Raw genomic sequence first — 17,630 nt, forward strand, 5'->3', positions numbered from 1 at the left:
GTGTTCCTCGTAGCAAATGCGTAATAAAGCGGGCCCAAATGGGCGGGCGGACTGGGTAGTCTAGTTAAGCCCGTGGTGCGGCCGCAAGCTTTAAGCTACCAGCGGCAAGAAATACCCCGGTTACTAGTGTTTGCTGCCTGCCGCATACGGCGCATTGCGGCTTATACCAACAGTTCGCTAAGCAGGCCGCTGTGGCGCTGCTGTTGCGGCCCCTGCAGCAGTTGGTTGGCGCGGAAAATGGACTTCAGGTCGCTGAGCGCATGGGCGAAGTCGTCGTTGATCAGCAGGTAGTCGTATTCCACGTAGTGGCTCATTTCGCTGACCGCATCGCGCATGCGCCGCTCGATGATTTCGCCGCTGTCCTGGCCGCGGTTGGTCAGGCGATGGCGCAGGGCTTCCTGGGTTGGCGGCAGGATAAAGATCGATTTGGCCTCCGGCATCAGTCGGCGCACCTGCTGGGCACCCTGCCAGTCGATTTCCAGAATCAGGTCGTAGCCTTCGGCGAGGGTCTGCTTGACCCACTCCTGGGAGGTGCCATAGAGGTTGCCGAACACTTCGGCATGCTCGAGGAACTCGGTTTTGTCGAGCATGGCATGGAACTGTTCGCGGCTGACGAAGTGGTAGTTGACCCCTTCAACTTCGCCCGGGCGCATGGCCCGGGTGGTGTGCGACACCGAGACGCGGATCTGCGCTTCGCTGTCGATCAGCGCCTTGACCAGGCTGGTCTTGCCCGCGCCGGAGGGGGCGGAAACGATATAGAGGGTGCCGGTGGTGACGGTCATGGATGCATCCTGGAAAACTTTGCTCGTAGGGTAGCAGCGTCGCGCGCTGGGTTATTCGATGTTCTGCACTTGTTCGCGCATCTGCTCGATCAGCACTTTCAAATTCACCGCGGCCTGAGTGCTGCGGGTGTCGAAGGCCTTGGAGCCGAGGGTGTTGGCTTCGCGGTTGAGTTCCTGCATCAGGAAGTCCAGGCGGCGTCCGGCCTGGCCGCCGGCCTTGAGAACGCGGCGCACTTCGCCGACATGGGTGACCAGGCGATCGAGTTCTTCGGCGACGTCGCTTTTCTGCGCGAGCAGCACCAGTTCCTGCTCGAGGCGCTGGGGGTCGAGTTCGGCTTGCATCTCGGCGCAGCGGTCGAGGATCTTTTGCCGTTGGCTGGCGAGCATCTGCGGCACCAGCTCGCGCAGGGCGGCGACCTCGGCGGCGATGCCGTCCAGGCGTTCGTTGAGCAGCTTGGCCAGTTCGGCACCTTCGCGCGAACGGCCTTTTTTCAGCTCGTCCAGGGCCTGGTTGAAGAGGACCAGGGCCGCCTTGTTGAGGGTTTGTGGGTCGGCCGCATCGGCCACCAGTACGCCGGGCCAGCCGAGCACTTCCAGGGGGTTGAGCGGGGCGGGCTGCTGGATCAGGTCGGCTACGCTCTGCGCAGCCGCCACCAGTTGTGCGGCGCGCGTCAGGTCGACCTGCAGGGCCTTGCCGGTGCTGTCTTCGGTAAAGCGCAGGGTGCATTCGACTTTGCCGCGCGACAGGCCGCTGCGCAGCGCTTCGCGCACCGCGCCTTCGAGGTCGCGAAAGGCTTCCGGCAGGCGCAGATGGGGTTCCAGGTAGCGGTGATTGACCGAACGCAGCTCCCAGCTCAGGGTGCCATTGGTGCCGGCCTGTTCGGCGCGGGCGAAGGCAGTCATGCTGTGGATCATGGGGCAAACCTCGCGGAAACGTCGTAGCTCAAAGCGCAGGATTGTAGCGCAGTGCGTCGATCGCTCCCAATTCGGCATGCCGGCGACCGCCGGCGGCCCTATAATGCCGGGCAGATTTTTTATTAAGAGCAGGTATTCCCAGATGAAACGTCCCAGTGGCCGCACCGCCGATCAGTTGCGCTCGATTCGCATCACCCGCAACTACACCAAGCATGCCGAGGGTTCGGTGCTGGTGGAATTTGGCGATACCAAAGTGATTTGCACGGTCAGCGTCGAGTCGGGTGTGCCGCGCTTCCTCAAGGGCCAGGGCCAGGGCTGGCTGACCGCCGAGTACGGCATGCTGCCGCGCGCCACCGGTGATCGCAATCAGCGCGAAGCCAGCCGTGGCAAGCAGGGCGGTCGCACCCTGGAGATCCAGCGCCTGATCGGCCGATCGCTGCGCGCTGCGCTGGATATGAGCAAGCTGGGCGAGAACACCCTGTATGTCGATTGCGACGTGATCCAGGCTGATGGCGGAACTCGCACCGCGTCCATCACCGGTGCCATGGTCGCCCTGGTCGATGCGCTGAAAGTGATCAAGAAACGTGGTGGCCTGAAAGGTGGCGACCCGCTCAAGCAGATGATCGCCGCGGTATCGGTGGGCATGTACCAAGGCGAGCCGGTGCTGGACCTGGATTATCTGGAGGATTCGGCGGCGGAAACCGACCTCAACGTGGTGATGACCAGTGCCGGCGGCTTTATCGAAGTGCAGGGCACGGCCGAGGGCGCGCCCTTCCAACCGGCCGAGCTGAATGCCATGCTGGCGCTGGCGCAGAAAGGCATGACCGAGCTGTTCGAGTTGCAGCAGGCGGCCTTGGCTGACTGATTACCCGCAACGCCTCTATTGCTACGCTAAGGAGAAGCACCATGAGCGACGAGTCCCCAGTGCCGCAGCAGGCACCTAGTCAGGAAGCCCGGCAATGGGCGATGTTCTGTCACTTCGCGGCCTTTTTCGGGCTGGTGTTTCCCTTCGGCAATCTGCTCGGGCCACTGATCGTCTGGCAGATCAAGAAGGACCTCGACCCCTTTGTCGATGAGCAGGGCAAGGAAGCCCTGAACTTCCAGATCAGCGTGGCGCTGGCGATGGTGCTGTGTTTCCTGCTGATGGTGGTGATCATCGGCTTCCCGCTGCTGGTGCTGGTCGGGGTTGCCGCACTGGTGCTGACCATCATTGCCGGGATCAAGGCCAATGAAGGCCAGGCCTACCGCTATCCATTCGTCTGGCGGCTGGTGAAATAAAAACAGATGGGCAGAAAAAAGCCGGCATCACGCCGGCTTTTTTCTGCCTGTCGATCAGACGCTGAGCGTCCAGTCATAATCGACGATCAGCGGCGCATGCTGGGAGAAGCGCGGCTGGCGCGGCAGGCGTGCGCTGCGCACGCTGCGGCGCATGCCCGGGGTCAGCAGCTGGTAGTCGTAGCGCGAACCCAGATTGAGTAGCTCGGCCTGCTCGCTGTCCGGCCACCAGCTGAACTGCTCGCCTTCGCGGCTGACTTCACGCAGGGCGTCGACATAGCCCATGGTGCCGACCACTTCATCCATCCAGGCCCGTTCGGGTGCGAGAAAGCCCGGCGATTGCTGGCAGTCGCGCCAGTTCTTCACGTCGAGTTTCTGGTGCGCCACGTAGAGCGAACCGCAGTAGATGTACTCGCGGCGCTTGCGGCGCTGCTTGTCCAAATAATGGGTGAAGTCGTCCATAAACTTGAACTTCTGGTTCAAGCTTTCATCGCCGTTCTGCCCCGATGGCAGCAACAGGGTGGCGATACTTACCTTGTCGAAATCGGCCTGCAGGTAGCGCCCGTAGCGATCGGCCATTTCAAAGCCGAGGCCGCTGATTACCGCCTTGGGTTGCAACCGCGAGTAGAGTGCCACGCCACCTTGGCTTGGTACTTCAGCATCGCAGGCATAGAGGAAATAGCCATCCAGTTGGAGGGCTTGGTCGTCCAGTTCAAAGGCGGAGGCGCGGGTGTCCTGCAGACAGATGACGTCGGCATTCTGTGCTTGCAGCCAGCTGAGCAAACCGCGCTCGACTGCAGCATGAATACCATTCACGTTCACACTGATGATCCGCATAAATGGCCCCCAAAATCACGTGCGTGTATGATACCCGAGCTCACCTCTAATTAGCTAAATTCCTAGCAGATCCGTGTTGTCCGGGGCTTTTTCATGCAAGCGTACCAGCGCGATTTCATCCGTTTTGCCATCGAGCGTGGGGTCCTGCGCTTTGGTCAGTTCACCCTGAAGTCCGGGCGGATCAGCCCGTATTTCTTCAATGCCGGGTTATTCGACAGTGGTTCGGCCCTGGCTCAGCTGGGGCGTTTCTATGCCGCTGCGGTGGTAGACAGCGCAATCGCCTTCGACGTTCTATTCGGCCCGGCTTACAAGGGCATTCCGCTGGCGGCGACCACCGCGGTGGCCCTGGCCGAGCATCATCAGCGCGACCTGCCCTGGTGTTTCAACCGCAAGGAAGCCAAGGACCATGGCGAGGGTGGCACCCTGGTGGGGGCACCGCTGGCCGGGCGGGTGTTGATCGTCGACGATGTGATCACCGCCGGTACGGCCATTCGCGAGGTGATGCAGATCATCCAGGCCCAGGGCGCGCAGGCCGCCGGCGTGCTGATCGCATTGAACCGTCAGGAGCGGGGCAAGGGCGAGCTGTCGGCGATTCAGGAAGTCGAGCGCGACTATGGCATGCCAGTGGTGAGCATTGTGTCACTGCAGCAGGTGCTGGAATACCTGGCAGGCGATGCGCAACTCAAGCAGTATCTGCCTGCGGTAGAGGCTTACCGCGCCGAATACGGCATCTGATTTCTTGAAATAAGGTACTGCATCGATGCGCAAAACCATGCTGATCCGCTGTTCGCTGCTGTTGGGCCTACTGCTGCCGGCCATGGCGAGTGCGCTCGAGCTGTACCGTTACACCGACGAGCGCGGTACCACGGTTCTCAGTCGCCAGGGCGTGCCGCCAGAGCATATAGCCCGTGGCTACGAAGTGCTGAACGAGCAGGGGCGGGTGATCCGCGTGATTCCCCCGGCCCCGACTGCCGAGGAACTGCGGCGTATGCAGCTGGAGAAGGCGCAGGCGCTCTCCGATGTGCAGCTGCTGCGGCTCTACAGCACCCCGGAAGACGTCGAGCGGGCCCGGCAGCGCAAGCTGGCCGAGCTCGATGGCCTGATTGGCGTGGCGCGGGGCAATCTGCAGTCGGTGCGTACCCAGCAGGGTAACCTGCAGAGCCAGGCCGCCGAGCATGAGCGCGGCGGCCGCGAAGTGCCCGCGCATTTGCTGGCGCAGATCAACAACCAGATTGCCGAGCAGGCGCGCCTGCAAGGCGATATCGAGCGCTACCGGGCGCTGCGTGAGCAGGCGGATGCCAATTTCGACGCCGACCTCAATAGGCTCAAGCAGCTGACAGGCCGCTAGCAGGCCGTTGAAAAACCACCTGCGTTGACAATACTGCGTTAAAAACGGCCTCGCGTGCGAGCCCAGTCAAAATGCTCATTTACAGCACGTAAACTCCGCTTTTTCGGCCGTTTTTGCCTTGTCTTGCCTGCCTCGCCTACGTTTTTCAACAGCCTGCTAGTCCAGTGCCGCTCGGCCAGCTCAAGGGCTGGCCGATTCGCCTTGCCGGGGCTGATCAGGGCCGCTTGCGGTTGCAGATCAGGGTGCCGACGCCGCTGTCGGTGAAGATTTCCAGCAACACCGCGTTGGGTACCCGGCCGTCGATGATGTGGGCGCTGTTGACGCCACCCTGCACCGCTTCCAGGGCGCAACGGATCTTCGGCAGCATGCCGCCGTAGATGGTGCCGTCGGCGATCAGGCCGTCGACCTGCTCGGTGGTCAGGCCGGTAAGCACCTCGCCCTGCTTGTCCATCAGCCCGGCGATATTGGTCAGCAGCATCAGCTTCTCGGCCTTCAGCGCCTCGGCCACCTTGCCGGCCACCAGGTCGGCGTTGATGTTGTAGGACTCGCCGTCCGGGCCGACGCCGATCGGCGCGATGACCGGGATAAAGTCGCCCTTGACCAGCATGTTGAGCAAGTCGGTATTGACCCCGGTGACTTCGCCGACATGGCCGATGTCGATGATTTCCGGCTGGGTCATCTCCGGGGTCTTGCGGCTGACCTTGAGCTTCTTGGCGCGGATCAGCTGGGCATCCTTACCGGTCAGGCCGATGGCGCTGCCGCCATGCTGGTTGATCAGGTTGACGATGTCCTTGTTGACCTGGCCGCCGAGGACCATCTCCACCACGTCCATGGTGGCCGTGTCGGTGACGCGCATGCCGTCGATAAAATGGCTCTCGATGGACAGACGCTTGAGCAGGTCGCCGATCTGCGGGCCGCCGCCGTGCACCACCACCGGGTTGATGCCCACCGCCTTCATCAGCACGATATCGCGGGCGAAACCAGTTTTCAGCTCGTCGCTTTCCATGGCGTTGCCGCCGTATTTGATCACCAGGGTCTTGCCAACGAAGCGGCGAATATAGGGCAGCGCTTCGGACAGTACCTTGGCGACGTTGGTGGCGGCATCACGTTCGAGGGTCATGCAGGGCTCCAGTGGTAAGCGGTATTAATCAAAAAGGCAGATTCATTTCGGGTACGACGCTGTAGAGCTGGGCGCGGAACACTTCCTTGATGCGTTCGAGTTCGCCCTCGTTTTCCGCCTCGAAGCGCAACACCAGGACCGGCGTGGTATTGGAGGCGCGCACCAGGCCCCAACCCTTGGGGTAGTCGACGCGCACGCCGTCGAGGCTGGTGATATTGCCCTCACCCCAGACCGCATCGCGTTGCAGGCGCTCGATAATGCCGAACTTGTTCTGTTCGGTGACCTGGATATTGATTTCCGGGGTGGCGATGTCGTTGGGGAAGGCCCCGAACACCTGGTCGGCATCGCGCTTGTCCTGGCTGAGAATCTCCAGCAGGCGGGCGGCGGCATAGAGGCCGTCGTCGAAGCCGAACCAGCGCTCCTTGAAGAAGATATGCCCGCTCATCTCGCCGGCCAGCAGGGCACCGGTCTCCTTCATCTTCTTCTTGATCAGCGAGTGGCCGGTTTTCCACATCACCGGGCGGCCGCCGTAGCCGCTGATCAGCGGGGTCAGGCGGCGCGTGCATTTGACGTCGAAGATGATGTCGGCCCCCGGGTTGCGTGACACCACATCCTTGGCGAACAGCATCAGCAGGCGGTCCGGGTAGATCATGGCTCCGCTGTTGGTCACCACGCCGACGCGGTCGCCGTCGCCATCGAAGGCCAGGCCGAGGTCTGCCTTCTCTTCCTTGACCTTGGCGATCAGGTCGACCAGGTTTTCCGGCTTGCCCGGGTCCGGGTGGTGGTTGGGGAAGTTGCCGTCCACCTCGCAGAACAGCGGAATCACCGTGCAGCCCAGGGCCTGGATCAGTTGCGGGGCGATCACCCCGGCCGCACCGTTGCCGCAGTCGACCACCACTTTCAGCGGTCGCGCCATGGCGATGTCGTCGCGGATCTGCTGGAAGTAGCGCTGCAGCACATCGACCTGCTCGACCGAGCCGACGCCGCTGGCCAGGTCGTTGTTGTCGATGCGCGTCTTCAGCGCCTGGATCTGCTCGTTGGCCAGGGTGTCGCCGGCGATGACGATCTTGAAACCGTTGTAGTCCGGCGGGTTGTGGCTGCCGGTGAGCATCACCGCGGACTTGCCGGCGAGGATATTGGCGGCGTAGTAGACCACCGGGGTCGGCACCATGCCGACGTCGCTGACATTGCAGCCGCAGTCGAGCAGGCCCTGGATCAGCTGTTGCACCAGCTCCGGGCCAGACAGGCGGCCGTCACGGCCCACGGCGATGTTCGCTTCGCCCTGGGCCAGGCTCTGCGAGCCAATGGCGCGGCCGATCCAGTAGGCGCTTTCCGCGGTCAGGCTGCTGCCGACCACGCCACGGATATCGTAGGCGCGGAAAATATCGGCGGGTAAGCTGGGTGCGGTTTGTTGAATAGTCATGACAGGGGGTTGCTCCAGTCCCAGGAGATCCTGGTCTTCATCGAGAATATCGATATCGAGGATATCGGTGTCTTCAAACAGTGGATCAACCAGGCCGGCCGGTGCCGCTTGCAATGTGTCGGGTGTCGGGGCGGACGTTTCCGCGGGCGGGCGCGCGGCAGTTTCATGGGCTCGGCGTGGCAGACGTGCCAGAGCGTGGGCCAGGCTGTCGAGCGCTGGCAGGCTCAGGCTGAAGGCTTTGACTGCCTTGCCGGCCGAGAGTTCTTTGATCAGTTGGGCCAGCTGCATGACATCCTTGTGCAGGCGGCGCTGCAGGCTGCTGTGCAGCTGGTGCAGGCCCAGCAGGGAGCCGAGCAGGGCGATCAGGCCGATGATCAGCAGCAGCACTGGCGAGTAGGCCAGCTGCTGCAGTGCCGGGCCCGGGGTAAAGTCGAGGGTCCAGTTGGGATTGCTGCTGGGGAACGTCTGGGCCTGGCCGCTGGCCTGGCCGATACTGGCCAGCACCTGGGCGGCGGTATTGCTGAACTGCTGGCTCAGCCGGACCTGGCCGACATCCGCCGGCAGGACGGGCAGGCTGGCCAGCAACTGGTCGAGGTCGACCGCCAGGAGCAGGGTGCCATATAGCGGCTCGCCGTCCCTCAGGCGCAGCGGCGCGGCGCTATAGACCAGCCAGCGCTGGCCGACCTTGTAGGCTTCGGGGGCGGGGTTCTGCCCGCTTTCCACCCGGCGCAGCATATCCAGCGCGGCAAAGTTCATCGGCGCGCTGCGGGCCATGTCCTGGCGGGCCTGGCCGCGGGCATTGAGATGGGCATCGACCACCCCGTGCCAGTGACCGAGGTTGCGTTCGGCGGCGCGCAGCTGGTTGCTGTCCTGGCTTTGCAGGGCCTCCAGCAGTTGCGGATTGCGTGCGGCGCTGGCGGTGTTCGCGGCCAGTTGTTGCAGAGCCTTGTCCAGGGCCGAGGCCTGGCTGCTGCCCCAGGCCTGGCTGAGCTGTTGCTGCTGCCGTTGCTGACTGCTGTCGAGGATGCCGAACCAGAGCAGGCCGCCGGCGACGAGCAGCCCGGCGAGTGCGGCCAGCAGACCCGGCAGGATGGCATTGGCGGCCTGCTGTCGGGGGCTCGGCGCGGAGCTTGCGGCCTGGCGGCCAGGGTCGGCGGAGGCTGCATCCCTGGCAGTGCGCTTGAAGAGTTTCATGCGGCGTCTCCTCGACGGTTCATCCTGCAATCAATGGGGCAATCAGTGGCTGCCGGAGTGGCCGAAGCCGCCTGCGCCGCGCTGGCTTTCGTCGAACTGCTCGACCAGCTCGAAATGCGCCTGGACCACCGGCACCAGAATCAGCTGGGCGATACGCTCGCCGATGGCAATGGTGAAGGCGCTCTGCCCGCGGTTCCAGCAGGACACCATCAGCTCGCCCTGGTAGTCCGAGTCGATCAGGCCGACCAGGTTGCCGAGCACGATGCCATGTTTATGGCCCAGGCCCGAACGCGGCAGGATCATCGCCGCCAGGCCCGGGTCGCCGATATAGATCGACAGGCCGGTGGGGATCAGCACGGTCTGCCCGGGTTCGAGCACCAGCTCCTGCTTGAGCATGGCGCGCAGGTCGAGGCCGGCAGAGCCCGGCGTGGCGTATTGCGGCAGAGGAAATTCGTGACCCAGGCGCGGGTCGAGGATCTTGGCTTGTAAGGCGTGCATGCGGGACTCGTTATGCTGTAGGTGGCTTCAGGTGCGGGACAGGCGCTCGGCGATCAGACCGATCAGCTGGCGCGCGATCTTGCTCTTGCTGGTCTGGCCGAAGCTGCTCTGCTGCAGTTCGCGGTCGATGATGGTGATGGCGTTCTCCTCGCTGTTGAAGCCGATGCTGGGATTGGCCACGTCATTGGCGACGATCAGGTCGAGGTTCTTGTCCTTGAGTTTGCGCGAGGCGTACTCCAGGAGGTTCTCGGTCTCGGCGGCGAAACCGACGCTGAAGGGGCGGTCGCTGCGTCCGGCCAGAGTGGCGAGAATATCCGGGTTGCGCACCATTTGCAGGAGCAAACCGTCGCCGCTGCTGGGGTCTTTCTTCAATTTGTGCTGGGCGACCACTTCCGGGCGGTAATCGGCAACCGCGGCGGCAGCAATCAGCAGGTCGCAGGGCATGGCGGCCTCGCAGGCGGCGAGCATGTCGCGGGCACTGGTGACGTCGATGCGCTCGACCCGTTCGGGGGTTGGCAGGTGCACCGGGCCGCTGATCAGGGTGACCCTGGCCCCCGCTTCGGCGGCGGCTTCGGCCAGGGCGAAGCCCATCTTGCCGGAGCTGTGGTTGGTGATGTAACGCACCGGGTCGATGTTTTCCTGGGTCGGCCCCGCGGTGATCAGTACATGCTTGCCGGTCAGCGCCTGGCCCTGGAAACAGTCGGCGGCGCATTGCGCCAGTTGTTCGGCTTCCAGCATGCGCCCCGGGCCGACATCGCCACAGGCCTGCTCGCCGGCCGCCGGACCAAATAACTTGAAACCACGCTGCGTGAGCAGCTGGGCGTTGGCCTGGGTCGCCGGGTCGCGCCACATGGCCTGGTTCATCGCCGGAGCCAGCGCCACGGGGGCATCGGTGGCCAGCACCAGGGTGGTCAGCAGGTCGTCGGCCACGCCCTGGGCCAGGCGCGCCATCAGGTCGGCGGTGGCCGGGGCGATCAGCACCAGGTCGGCCCAGCGGGCCAGGTCGATATGGCCCATGGCGGCTTCGGCGGCGGGGTCGAGCAGGTCCAGGTGCACCGGGTGGCCGGAGAGGGCTTGCAGGGTCAGCGGGGTAATGAACTCGCGGCCGGCCCGGGTCATGACCACGCGCACGTCGGCGTCCAGATCCTTGAGTCGGCGAACCAGCTCGGCACTCTTGTAGGCGGCAATGCCGCCGCCCACGCCCACGATGATGCGTTTCCGATAAAGCCGCTGCATAGGCCTGCCTTTTATAGACGGTGGATGTGCGCCGCGGCGGTGCGCCGGCCGCCGCGCAAAAGTTGCGCTACGATAGCACAGAGGCCGCGCAGGAGCAGCGGTGCGCCTAGCCCTGCGGCCTTTGCCTGGGGCTGGCGGGAGGTCCACAAGGAGGTGTTATGAGCATTCGCGATTGGCCCGCGGCAGAACGCCCGCGGGAGAAATTACTGGCCCAGGGGGCCGTCAGCCTGACCGATGCCGAGTTGCTGGCAATCTTTCTGCGCACCGGCGTGGCCGGGCAGAGTGCGGTGGACCTGGCGCGTCACCTGCTCGGCGATTTCGGCGGGCTGCGCGCCCTGCTGCAGGCCGATTTGCCGTCCTTCAGCCAGCGCCTGGGGCTGGGCCCGGCCAAGTTCGCCCAGCTGCAGGCGGTGCTGGAAATGGCCCGCCGCCATCTGGCCGAGCAGTTACGCCGCGATTCCGCCCTGGAGAGCCCGCAGGCGGTGCGCGATTACCTCAAGGCGCTGCTGCGCCACGAACCCCACGAAGTCTTCGGCTGCCTGTTTCTCGATGCCAAGCATCGGGTGCTGGGCTTCGAGGCGTTGTTTCATGGCTCCATCGACAGCGCCAGCGTCTACCCGCGCCAGGTGGTCAAGCGGGCGCTGGCGCATAACGCTGCGGCGCTGATTCTGACCCACAACCACCCATCGGGCGTAGCCGAGCCCAGTCAGGCGGATCGGGTGTTGACCCGTCGCCTGAAGGAGGCCCTGGAGCTGGTGGATGTGCGGGTGCTCGACCACTTTATCGTCGGCGACGGCGAGCCGCTGTCGATGGCCGAGTACGGCTGGCTGTAGGTTGGGTCGGGCCGCGCAGGCTGAGCTTGCGAAGCCCAGCCGGGTCGTGCGCGGGTCGACCCAGCAGTTGGCGCAGAATCAAGGCCGCAGGCGCACCTTGGCGAAATCCTGGCGGCCGAAGGGGCTGACCCGGTAACCCTGCACTTCCTGGCGGGTCAGGGCATAGGCGGTCGGATGGGCCAGGGGCAGCCACAGGGCCTGCTGCTGGATGATCCGCTGCGCCTCCTTATACAGCTGGCTGCGCTGCGCCTGGTCGCTGATGGTCTTGCCGTCTGCAATTAGTTTGTCCAGTTGCGGGTCGCAGTAGCGCGCGAAGTTCAGCCCGGACTCCAGCGAGGCGCAGGCGAATTGCGGGGTGAGGAAATTGTCCGGGTCGCCATTGTCGCCGGCCCAGCCCATAAACAGCAGGTCGTGCTCGCCGGCCTTGGCGCGGCGGATCAGCTCGCCCCATTCGATCACGCGGATTTCGGCCTGGATGCCGACCTTGGCGAGGTCGGCCTGGAGCAATTGCGCGCCGAGGCTGGGGTTGGGGTTGAGCAGGCTGCCGCTGGGGCGGGTCCAGATGCTGGTCTTGAAGCCCTCCGCCAGGCCGGCGTCGGCCAGCAGGGCGCGGGCCTTGGCCGGGTCATAGGCATAACCAGGCAGCTCGCTGGCGTAGCTCCAGGTATTGGCCGGGTAGGGGCCGTTGGCGGCCTCGGCGCTGTTTTCGAACACCGCCTGCAGGTAGCTGGCCTTGTCGAAGGCCAGGTTGATCGCCTGGCGCACGGGTGCTTGGTCCAGCGGAGGATGCTGGCTGTTGAGGGCGACGAAGGCCGTCATAAAGGCGGCACTGCGTTCGCTCTTGAGGCGGCTGTCGCCGGCGATGGCCTGTACGTCCTGGGGCTTGGGCGAGAGGGCGATATGGCATTCGCCGCGGCGCAGCTTCTGCAGGCGCACATTGGCATCCGGGGTTATGGCAAACACCAGCTGATCCACCGCGGGTGGGCCGGCGAAGTAGCGCGGGTGGGCGCTGTAGCGCACCTGGGCATCCTTCTGGAAGCGCCTGAAGACGAACGGACCGCTGCCGATGGGCTGGCTGTTGAGTTTTTCCGGGGTGCCGGCCTGCATCAACTGCCCGGCATATTCGGCGGAATAGATGGAGGCGAAACCCATGCTCAGGGTGGCGAGAAAGGTCGCGTCGGGGCGGTTCAGGCTAAAGCGCAGGCTGTGTTCGCCGGTCTTGTCGATGCTTTTGATCAGGCCGGGTAGCTGCATCGACTGGGCGTGGGGATAGCCGCTGGGAGCCACCTTGTGCCAGGGGTGGGCGCTGTCGAGCATGCGCTGGAAGCTGAACAGCACGTCGTCGGCGTTCAGTGGGCGACTGGGGTTGAAGTAGTCGGTTTCGTGGAAGGCGACATCTTCGCGCAAGACAAAGCTGTAGCTCAGGCCGTCTGCGCTGACCTCCCAGCTCTGCGCCAGGCTCGGCAGCAGCTGGCCGCTGGTGGCGTCGAAGTCCACCAGGCGGTTCATCAGCACATCGGCGGAGGCGTTGGTGGTGGTCAGCGAGTTGTACTGCACCACGTCGAAGCCATCCGGGCTGGCCTCGGTACAGACGCTGAGGGTGGCGGCCTGAACCATCAGCGGGCTCAGCAGGCTGACGAGCAGTAGCGTTGGGGCAAGACGACGCATGGCAAACTCCCTCTTGGTACCGATGCGGCCAGCAGGGCTCGTCGGCAAAAGCCTTACCCTAGACGATAAGCGCGCGCTCGAACAGCCGGGCCGGGCGACGAGCGGCGGATGCCCGGCCCGGCTGGTGGCGCAGGGAAAACGGTGGGGCGACAGCTTCGGTCAAAGTACGCTTGGCCTTGTTGCGTCTTGGGCTTTCTGGTATAAAGCAGCGCTCTTTTGTAGGGGCCCGGTTCGTGCACTTTGTTGTGCAGCTGGTAAGACCCTCGAGATACGCGGCGCCGAGCGCCAATGATATTGAGTTTAAGCGGCCAACCCATGCCGGGTTGGGCATGTGGTTTTAGAGGGCTGAGGCATGTCGAGAGTCTGTCAAGTTACCGGTAAGGGTCCGGTAACCGGGAATAACATTTCCCACGCAAACAACAAAACCCGTCGTCGTTTCCTGCCGAACCTGCAGCATCATCGCTTCTGGGTCGAGTCTGAGAACCGTTTTGTGCGTCTGCGCGTTTCTGCCAAAGGCATGCGTTGCATCGACAAGCGTGGTATTGACGTCGTTCTGTCCGAGCTGCGCGCTCGTGGCGAAAAGGTTTAAGGAGTAAGTCATGCGCGAACTGATCCGTTTGATCTCGAGTGCCGGTACTGGTCATTTCTACACTACCGACAAAAACAAGCGCACCACTCCGGACAAAATCGAAATTAAAAAATTCGATCCGGTTGTGCGTAAGCACGTGATGTACAAGGAAGGCAAGATCAAGTAATTGATCGCCCGCCTTGCCGAAGAAGCCCGCCCCGTGCGGGCTTTTTCTTGCCTGGGATTTACTCCGGGATGGCGTTGTCGCGGCGGCGCAGACCGCCGGAGTGGAATGGGCGCGGGGATGTGCGGTTGCAGCCGCGGCGGCAGCGCTGCTCGACGCGCGGCCCCTTGGGCGAGGGCTATCGCCTATGCGACACGCAGGCGGGGCGTAAAAAAGCCCGCTCGGGGCGGGCTAAAGGGTGACACATGAGCGGGTTGCTCAGGCCTGGGCCTGCTCGAAGATCACATAGACCTTGCGGCAGGCTTCGAGCACTTCCCAGGTGCCGGAGAAACCGGCCGGGATGACGAAGCGGTCGCCGGCGCGCAGGGTTTTGGCGTTGCCGTCCTGATCGCGCAGCACCGACACGCCGGCGAGGATTTCGCAGTACTCGTGCTCGCTGTAGTTGACCGTCCACTGGCCCACCGCGCCTTCCCAGATGCCCGCGTTGAACTGGCCGCAGGGACTACCGAAGTGGTTGCGCACGCTTTGCGCGGGGTCGCCCTTGAGGACTTTCTCCGGGGCGGGGCGGTAGTGTTCGGTGGCGCTGTTGGTCTGGGCGAAATCGACGATCTTTTCGATATGCATGTGAATATTCCGTAGGAGGGTTAGTCGGCCTGGCGGATCGCGTCGGCGAGCTTTTCGACCAGGGTGTCGATCTGCGCCTTGGTCACGATCAGCGGCGGTGACATGGCCAGTGTATCGCCGGTCACCCGAACCATCAGGTCGTTGTGGAAGCACTGCTCGAACACCTGGAAGCCGCGTTTGCCGGGGCCTTGGCTGTTCGCTGTCAGCTGCACGCCGCCGACCAGGCCGATGGCGCGGATGTCGAGCACATTGGGCAGGTCCCGCAGGCTGTGCAGGCCGTCCTGCCAGTAGCCTTCCAGCTCGATGGCGCGCTCGAACAGCTGCTCCTGCTGGTAGATGTCCAGGGTGGCCAGGGCCGCGGCACAGGCTACCGGGTGACCCGAGTAGGTATAGCCGTGGAACAGTTCGATGCCGTCCGGCCCCTGCATCAGGGCGTCGTGGATACGCTCGTCGACAAACACCGCACCCATGGGGATGGCCCCGTTGGTCAGGCCCTTGGCGGTGGTGATCAGGTCCGGGGTGACGCCCCAGCGCTGGGCGGCGAAGGCCTTGCCGACGCGGCCGAAGCCGGTGATGACCTCGTCGAAGATCAGCAGGATGCCGTGCTTGCGGGTGATCTCGCGCAGGCGCTGCAGATAGCCGACTGGCGGCAGGATCACCCCGGCCGAGCCGGACATGGGCTCGACTATGACCGCGGCGATATTCTCCGCGCCGTGCAGGGTCACCAGGCGCTCCAGCTCGTCGGCCTTCTCGATGCCGAACTCCGGCAGACCGGTACTAAAGGCATTGCGCGCGATATCCAGGGTGTGCGGCAGGTGGTCGACCCCCGGCAATTGCAGGGGGAAGGCGCGGCGGTTGTTGACCATGCCGCCGACCGAGATGCCGCCGAAGCCGACGCCGTGATAGCCCAGTTCGCGGCCGATCAGGCGGGTGCGCGAGCTCTGGCCGATGGCACGCTGGTAGGCCAGGGCGATCTTCAGAGCGGTGTCGGCCGACTCGGAGCCGGAGTTGGTGAAGAAGATCTTGTTCAGGCCGGGCGGGGCGATTTCGGCCAGGCGGTTGGCCAGCTCGAACGGCAGTGGGTGGCCCATCTGGAAGGTCGGGGCAAAGTCCAGCTTGGCGATTTGCCGGCTCACCGCCTCGGTGATCTCGTGGCGGCCATGGCCAGCGTTGCAGCACCACAGCCCGGCGGTGCCATCGAGAATCTGCCGGCCGTCGTCGCTGGTGAAGTACATGCCGGCGGCGCTTTCCAGTAGGCGCGGTTTGGCCTTGAATTGACGATTGGCGGTGAAGGGCATCCAGAAATTGTCGAGACTGTTTGTTTTTCTGATCATGTTGACGCTGCTGTCGAAGGTCATGCTGGTCATCCGCGGGCGCAAATAAAGGGTTGGCGAAGGATTTTGCGCAGTCTATGTTTAATAAAACGAACATGACAAGGGTGTTTTAGCACTCTTTGTCAAAAATATTGAAATTATCCCGGCCTCTGGTTTAGTGTGGCCGGCAGGGTGAGGCCTGATCGAGGCCTTGCAGAATTATTGACAGTGCCGCGGCGAGGCTGTGGCGCTTTTTACCGTTAGAGGATGCCCGAATGACTAGCCTGACTCGTGCCGACTGGGAGCAGCGCGCCAACGACCTGAAGATCGAAGGTCGCGCCTTCGTTCATGGTGAATTTCGTCCGGCGCTGTCCGGGCAGACCTTCGACTGCATCAGCCCGGTCGACGGCCGTCTGCTCGGCCAGGTGGCCAGCTGTGATCTGGCCGACGCCGAACTGGCCGTAGCAGACGCCCGCGCCACCTTCGAGTCTGGCGTCTGGTCGCGCATGGCCCCGGCCCAGCGCAAGCGGGTGATGATCCGTTTCGCCGACCTGCTGGACGCCCACGCCGAGGAACTGGCGCTGCTGGAAACCCTCGACATGGGCAAGCCGATCGGCGATGCCCTGGCCGTCGACGTGCCGGCCGCTTCGCGCGCCATCCGCTGGAGCGGCGAGGCGGTGGACAAGATCTACGACGAAGTGGCGGCCACCCCCCACGACGAACTGGGCCTGGTGACCCGCGAGCCGGTCGGTGTGGTCGCGGCCATCGTGCCGTGGAACTTCCCGATGATCATGACCTGCTGGAAGCTCGGCCCGGCCCTGGCTACTGGCAACTCGGTAATCGTCAAACCCTCGGAAAAATCGCCGCTGACCGCCCTGCGTATGGCTCAGCTGGCGCTGGAGGCCGGTATCCCGGCGGGCGTACTCAACGTGCTGCCGGGGTACGGCCACACCGTTGGCAAGGCCCTGGCCCTGCATATGGATGTCGACACCCTGGTGTTTACCGGCTCGACCAAGATCGCCAAGCAGCTGATGATCTACGCCGGCGAATCGAACATGAAGCGCGTGTGGCTGGAGGCGGGCGGCAAGAGCGCCAATATCGTCTTCGCCGATGCCCCGGACCTCAAGGCGGCGGCGGAAGCTGCGGCCGCAGCGATCTGTTTCAACCAGGGTGAGATGTGCACCGCCGGCTCGCGCCTGCTGGTGGAGCGTTCGATCAAGGATCAGTTCATGCCCATGGTGGTCGAGGCCATGCAGGGCTGGAAGGCCGGTCACGCCCTGGATCCGGACACCAAGGTCGGCGCGCTGGTCGATGCCGGCCACCTGAATGCGGTGCTCGGTTATATCGAAGTCGGCCATGCCGATCAGGCCAAGCTGCTCTGCGGCGGCAAGCGCACCCTGGAGGAGACCGGTGGCGTGTATGTCGAGCCGACCATCTTCGACGATGCCCATAACGCCATGCGCATCGCCCAGGAAGAGATCTTCGGCCCGGTGCTGACCGTTATTCCGTTCGACAGCACCGAGGAAGCCATCGCCATTGCCAACGACAGCATCTACGGCCTGGCAGCGGCGATCTGGACCAGCAACCTGTCCAAGGCGCATCTGGCGGCCAAGGCTCTGCGCGTCGGCAGCATGTGGGTCAACCAGTACGATGGCGGCGACATGACCGCGCCGTTTGGCGGCTTCAAGCAGTCGGGCAACGGCCGCGACAAGTCGCTGCACGCCTTCGACAAGTACACCGAAATCAAGGCGACCTGGATCAAACTGTAAGCAATCGGGATGGTTTGAACAGTATCCCAGTGACTGCTTGAGA

Annotated in this window: 18 protein-coding genes; 8 read left to right on the top strand and 10 right to left on the bottom strand. The window is 63.9% G+C overall.

Annotation, left to right across the window (positions count from 1 at the left end; all coding sequences use genetic code 11):
* Positions 1 to 161: 161 nt before the first annotated feature.
* Positions 162 to 782: a guanylate kinase gene (gene gmk, locus AACY13_RS00645; protein WP_339458373.1), complete on the bottom strand. Its 621-nt coding sequence runs from the start codon at positions 780 to 782 to the stop codon at positions 162 to 164.
* Positions 783 to 833: 51 nt separating this feature from the next.
* Positions 834 to 1,697 carry a YicC/YloC family endoribonuclease gene (locus AACY13_RS00650; protein WP_339458375.1) on the bottom strand — a complete coding sequence of 288 codons (864 nt, stop codon included), beginning with the start codon at positions 1,695 to 1,697 and terminating at the stop codon, positions 834 to 836.
* Positions 1,698 to 1,839: 142 nt separating this feature from the next.
* On the opposite strand from AACY13_RS00650, the gene rph reads away from it, so the two are divergent.
* The gene (gene rph / locus AACY13_RS00655) at positions 1,840 to 2,562 is read left to right on the top strand and encodes a ribonuclease PH (RefSeq protein ID WP_339458376.1); all 723 of its coding nucleotides are present in this window, start codon (positions 1,840 to 1,842) and stop codon (positions 2,560 to 2,562) included.
* A 41-nt stretch (positions 2,563 to 2,603) separates the two neighbouring features.
* Entirely contained in the window at positions 2,604 to 2,975 is a 372-nt protein-coding gene (locus tag AACY13_RS00660; protein WP_339458377.1) for a DUF4870 domain-containing protein, read from the top strand.
* A gap of 54 nt (positions 2,976 to 3,029) precedes the next feature.
* Here AACY13_RS00660 and AACY13_RS00665 read toward each other — a convergent pair whose 3' ends face one another.
* Positions 3,030 to 3,809 (bottom strand): exodeoxyribonuclease III, encoded by a 780-nt coding sequence (locus AACY13_RS00665; RefSeq protein WP_339458378.1) that lies wholly within the window; start codon positions 3,807 to 3,809, stop codon positions 3,030 to 3,032.
* A 93-nt stretch (positions 3,810 to 3,902) separates the two neighbouring features.
* Between AACY13_RS00665 and pyrE the strand changes: the two genes are divergently transcribed.
* Entirely contained in the window at positions 3,903 to 4,544 is a 642-nt protein-coding gene (gene pyrE / locus AACY13_RS00670; protein ID WP_339458379.1) for an orotate phosphoribosyltransferase, read from the top strand.
* A gap of 25 nt (positions 4,545 to 4,569) precedes the next feature.
* Entirely contained in the window at positions 4,570 to 5,157 is a 588-nt protein-coding gene (locus tag AACY13_RS00675; protein WP_339458380.1) for a DUF4124 domain-containing protein, read from the top strand.
* 214 nt (positions 5,158 to 5,371) lie between these two features.
* On the opposite strand, the gene argB is transcribed toward AACY13_RS00675, so the two are convergent.
* From argB to coaBC, 4 genes are all read right to left on the bottom strand, one after another.
* The gene (argB, locus tag AACY13_RS00680) at positions 5,372 to 6,277 is read right to left on the bottom strand and encodes an acetylglutamate kinase (protein ID WP_339458382.1); all 906 of its coding nucleotides are present in this window, start codon (positions 6,275 to 6,277) and stop codon (positions 5,372 to 5,374) included.
* Positions 6,278 to 6,305: 28 nt separating this feature from the next.
* On the bottom strand, positions 6,306 to 7,700 hold the full coding sequence (gene algC / locus AACY13_RS00685) for a phosphomannomutase/phosphoglucomutase (RefSeq protein WP_339459967.1): 1,395 nt from the start codon (positions 7,698 to 7,700) through the stop codon (positions 6,306 to 6,308).
* A 1,236-nt stretch (positions 7,701 to 8,936) separates the two neighbouring features.
* Complete coding sequence (dut, locus tag AACY13_RS00690) at positions 8,937 to 9,392, bottom strand: dUTP diphosphatase (RefSeq protein ID WP_325505300.1); 456 nt, start codon at positions 9,390 to 9,392, stop codon at positions 8,937 to 8,939.
* A gap of 27 nt (positions 9,393 to 9,419) precedes the next feature.
* On the bottom strand, positions 9,420 to 10,628 hold the full coding sequence (gene coaBC, locus AACY13_RS00695; RefSeq protein ID WP_339458388.1) for a bifunctional phosphopantothenoylcysteine decarboxylase/phosphopantothenate--cysteine ligase CoaBC: 1,209 nt from the start codon (positions 10,626 to 10,628) through the stop codon (positions 9,420 to 9,422).
* 158 nt (positions 10,629 to 10,786) lie between these two features.
* On the opposite strand from coaBC, the gene radC reads away from it, so the two are divergent.
* Positions 10,787 to 11,461, top strand: coding sequence for a RadC family protein (gene radC, locus AACY13_RS00700; RefSeq protein WP_325505304.1), 675 nt, complete (start codon positions 10,787 to 10,789; stop codon positions 11,459 to 11,461).
* A gap of 78 nt (positions 11,462 to 11,539) precedes the next feature.
* Here radC and AACY13_RS00705 read toward each other — a convergent pair whose 3' ends face one another.
* Positions 11,540 to 13,129 (bottom strand): ABC transporter substrate-binding protein, encoded by a 1,590-nt coding sequence (locus tag AACY13_RS00705; protein WP_339458390.1) that lies wholly within the window; start codon positions 13,127 to 13,129, stop codon positions 11,540 to 11,542.
* A gap of 352 nt (positions 13,130 to 13,481) precedes the next feature.
* On the opposite strand from AACY13_RS00705, the gene rpmB reads away from it, so the two are divergent.
* Both rpmB and rpmG read left to right on the top strand, forming a co-directional pair.
* The gene (gene rpmB, locus AACY13_RS00710; protein WP_090240685.1) at positions 13,482 to 13,718 is read left to right on the top strand and encodes a 50S ribosomal protein L28; all 237 of its coding nucleotides are present in this window, start codon (positions 13,482 to 13,484) and stop codon (positions 13,716 to 13,718) included.
* 10 nt (positions 13,719 to 13,728) lie between these two features.
* Positions 13,729 to 13,884: a 50S ribosomal protein L33 gene (gene rpmG / locus AACY13_RS00715; RefSeq protein WP_022960960.1), complete on the top strand. Its 156-nt coding sequence runs from the start codon at positions 13,729 to 13,731 to the stop codon at positions 13,882 to 13,884.
* A gap of 255 nt (positions 13,885 to 14,139) precedes the next feature.
* On the opposite strand, the gene AACY13_RS00720 is transcribed toward rpmG, so the two are convergent.
* Together AACY13_RS00720 and AACY13_RS00725 are read right to left on the bottom strand one after the other, a co-directional pair.
* The gene (locus AACY13_RS00720) at positions 14,140 to 14,505 is read right to left on the bottom strand and encodes a cupin domain-containing protein (protein ID WP_339458392.1); all 366 of its coding nucleotides are present in this window, start codon (positions 14,503 to 14,505) and stop codon (positions 14,140 to 14,142) included.
* A 20-nt stretch (positions 14,506 to 14,525) separates the two neighbouring features.
* On the bottom strand, positions 14,526 to 15,839 hold the full coding sequence (locus tag AACY13_RS00725; protein WP_339458393.1) for an aspartate aminotransferase family protein: 1,314 nt from the start codon (positions 15,837 to 15,839) through the stop codon (positions 14,526 to 14,528).
* Between the two features lie 254 nt (positions 15,840 to 16,093).
* On the opposite strand from AACY13_RS00725, the gene AACY13_RS00730 reads away from it, so the two are divergent.
* Entirely contained in the window at positions 16,094 to 17,587 is a 1,494-nt protein-coding gene (locus tag AACY13_RS00730) for an aldehyde dehydrogenase (protein ID WP_339458395.1), read from the top strand.
* The last annotated feature ends 43 nt before the right edge of the window (positions 17,588 to 17,630 follow it).

Source organism: Pseudomonas sp. EA_105y_Pfl2_R69, assembly GCF_963970915.1.
Classification (GTDB): Bacteria; Pseudomonadota; Gammaproteobacteria; order Pseudomonadales; family Pseudomonadaceae; genus Aquipseudomonas.

Bases quoted from the DNA above. Each gene is read 5' to 3' on its own strand.
- gmk (WP_339458373.1), bottom strand. From the start codon at position 782: ATGACCGTCACCACCGGCACCCTCTATATCGTTTCCGCCCCCTCCGGC.
- AACY13_RS00650 (WP_339458375.1), bottom strand. From the start codon at position 1,697: ATGATCCACAGCATGACTGCCTTCGCCCGCGCCGAACAGGCCGGCACC.
- rph (WP_339458376.1), top strand. From the start codon at position 1,840: ATGAAACGTCCCAGTGGCCGCACCGCCGATCAGTTGCGCTCGATTCGC.
- AACY13_RS00660 (WP_339458377.1), top strand. From the start codon at position 2,604: ATGAGCGACGAGTCCCCAGTGCCGCAGCAGGCACCTAGTCAGGAAGCC.
- AACY13_RS00665 (WP_339458378.1), bottom strand. From the start codon at position 3,809: ATGCGGATCATCAGTGTGAACGTGAATGGTATTCATGCTGCAGTCGAG.
- pyrE (WP_339458379.1), top strand. From the start codon at position 3,903: ATGCAAGCGTACCAGCGCGATTTCATCCGTTTTGCCATCGAGCGTGGG.
- AACY13_RS00675 (WP_339458380.1), top strand. From the start codon at position 4,570: ATGCGCAAAACCATGCTGATCCGCTGTTCGCTGCTGTTGGGCCTACTG.
- argB (WP_339458382.1), bottom strand. From the start codon at position 6,277: ATGACCCTCGAACGTGATGCCGCCACCAACGTCGCCAAGGTACTGTCC.
- algC (WP_339459967.1), bottom strand. From the start codon at position 7,700: ATGACTATTCAACAAACCGCACCCAGCTTACCCGCCGATATTTTCCGC.
- dut (WP_325505300.1), bottom strand. From the start codon at position 9,392: ATGCACGCCTTACAAGCCAAGATCCTCGACCCGCGCCTGGGTCACGAA.
- coaBC (WP_339458388.1), bottom strand. From the start codon at position 10,628: ATGCAGCGGCTTTATCGGAAACGCATCATCGTGGGCGTGGGCGGCGGC.
- radC (WP_325505304.1), top strand. From the start codon at position 10,787: ATGAGCATTCGCGATTGGCCCGCGGCAGAACGCCCGCGGGAGAAATTA.
- AACY13_RS00705 (WP_339458390.1), bottom strand. From the start codon at position 13,129: ATGCGTCGTCTTGCCCCAACGCTACTGCTCGTCAGCCTGCTGAGCCCG.
- rpmB (WP_090240685.1), top strand. From the start codon at position 13,482: ATGTCGAGAGTCTGTCAAGTTACCGGTAAGGGTCCGGTAACCGGGAAT.
- rpmG (WP_022960960.1), top strand. From the start codon at position 13,729: ATGCGCGAACTGATCCGTTTGATCTCGAGTGCCGGTACTGGTCATTTC.
- AACY13_RS00720 (WP_339458392.1), bottom strand. From the start codon at position 14,505: ATGCATATCGAAAAGATCGTCGATTTCGCCCAGACCAACAGCGCCACC.
- AACY13_RS00725 (WP_339458393.1), bottom strand. From the start codon at position 15,839: ATGATCAGAAAAACAAACAGTCTCGACAATTTCTGGATGCCCTTCACC.
- AACY13_RS00730 (WP_339458395.1), top strand. From the start codon at position 16,094: ATGACTAGCCTGACTCGTGCCGACTGGGAGCAGCGCGCCAACGACCTG.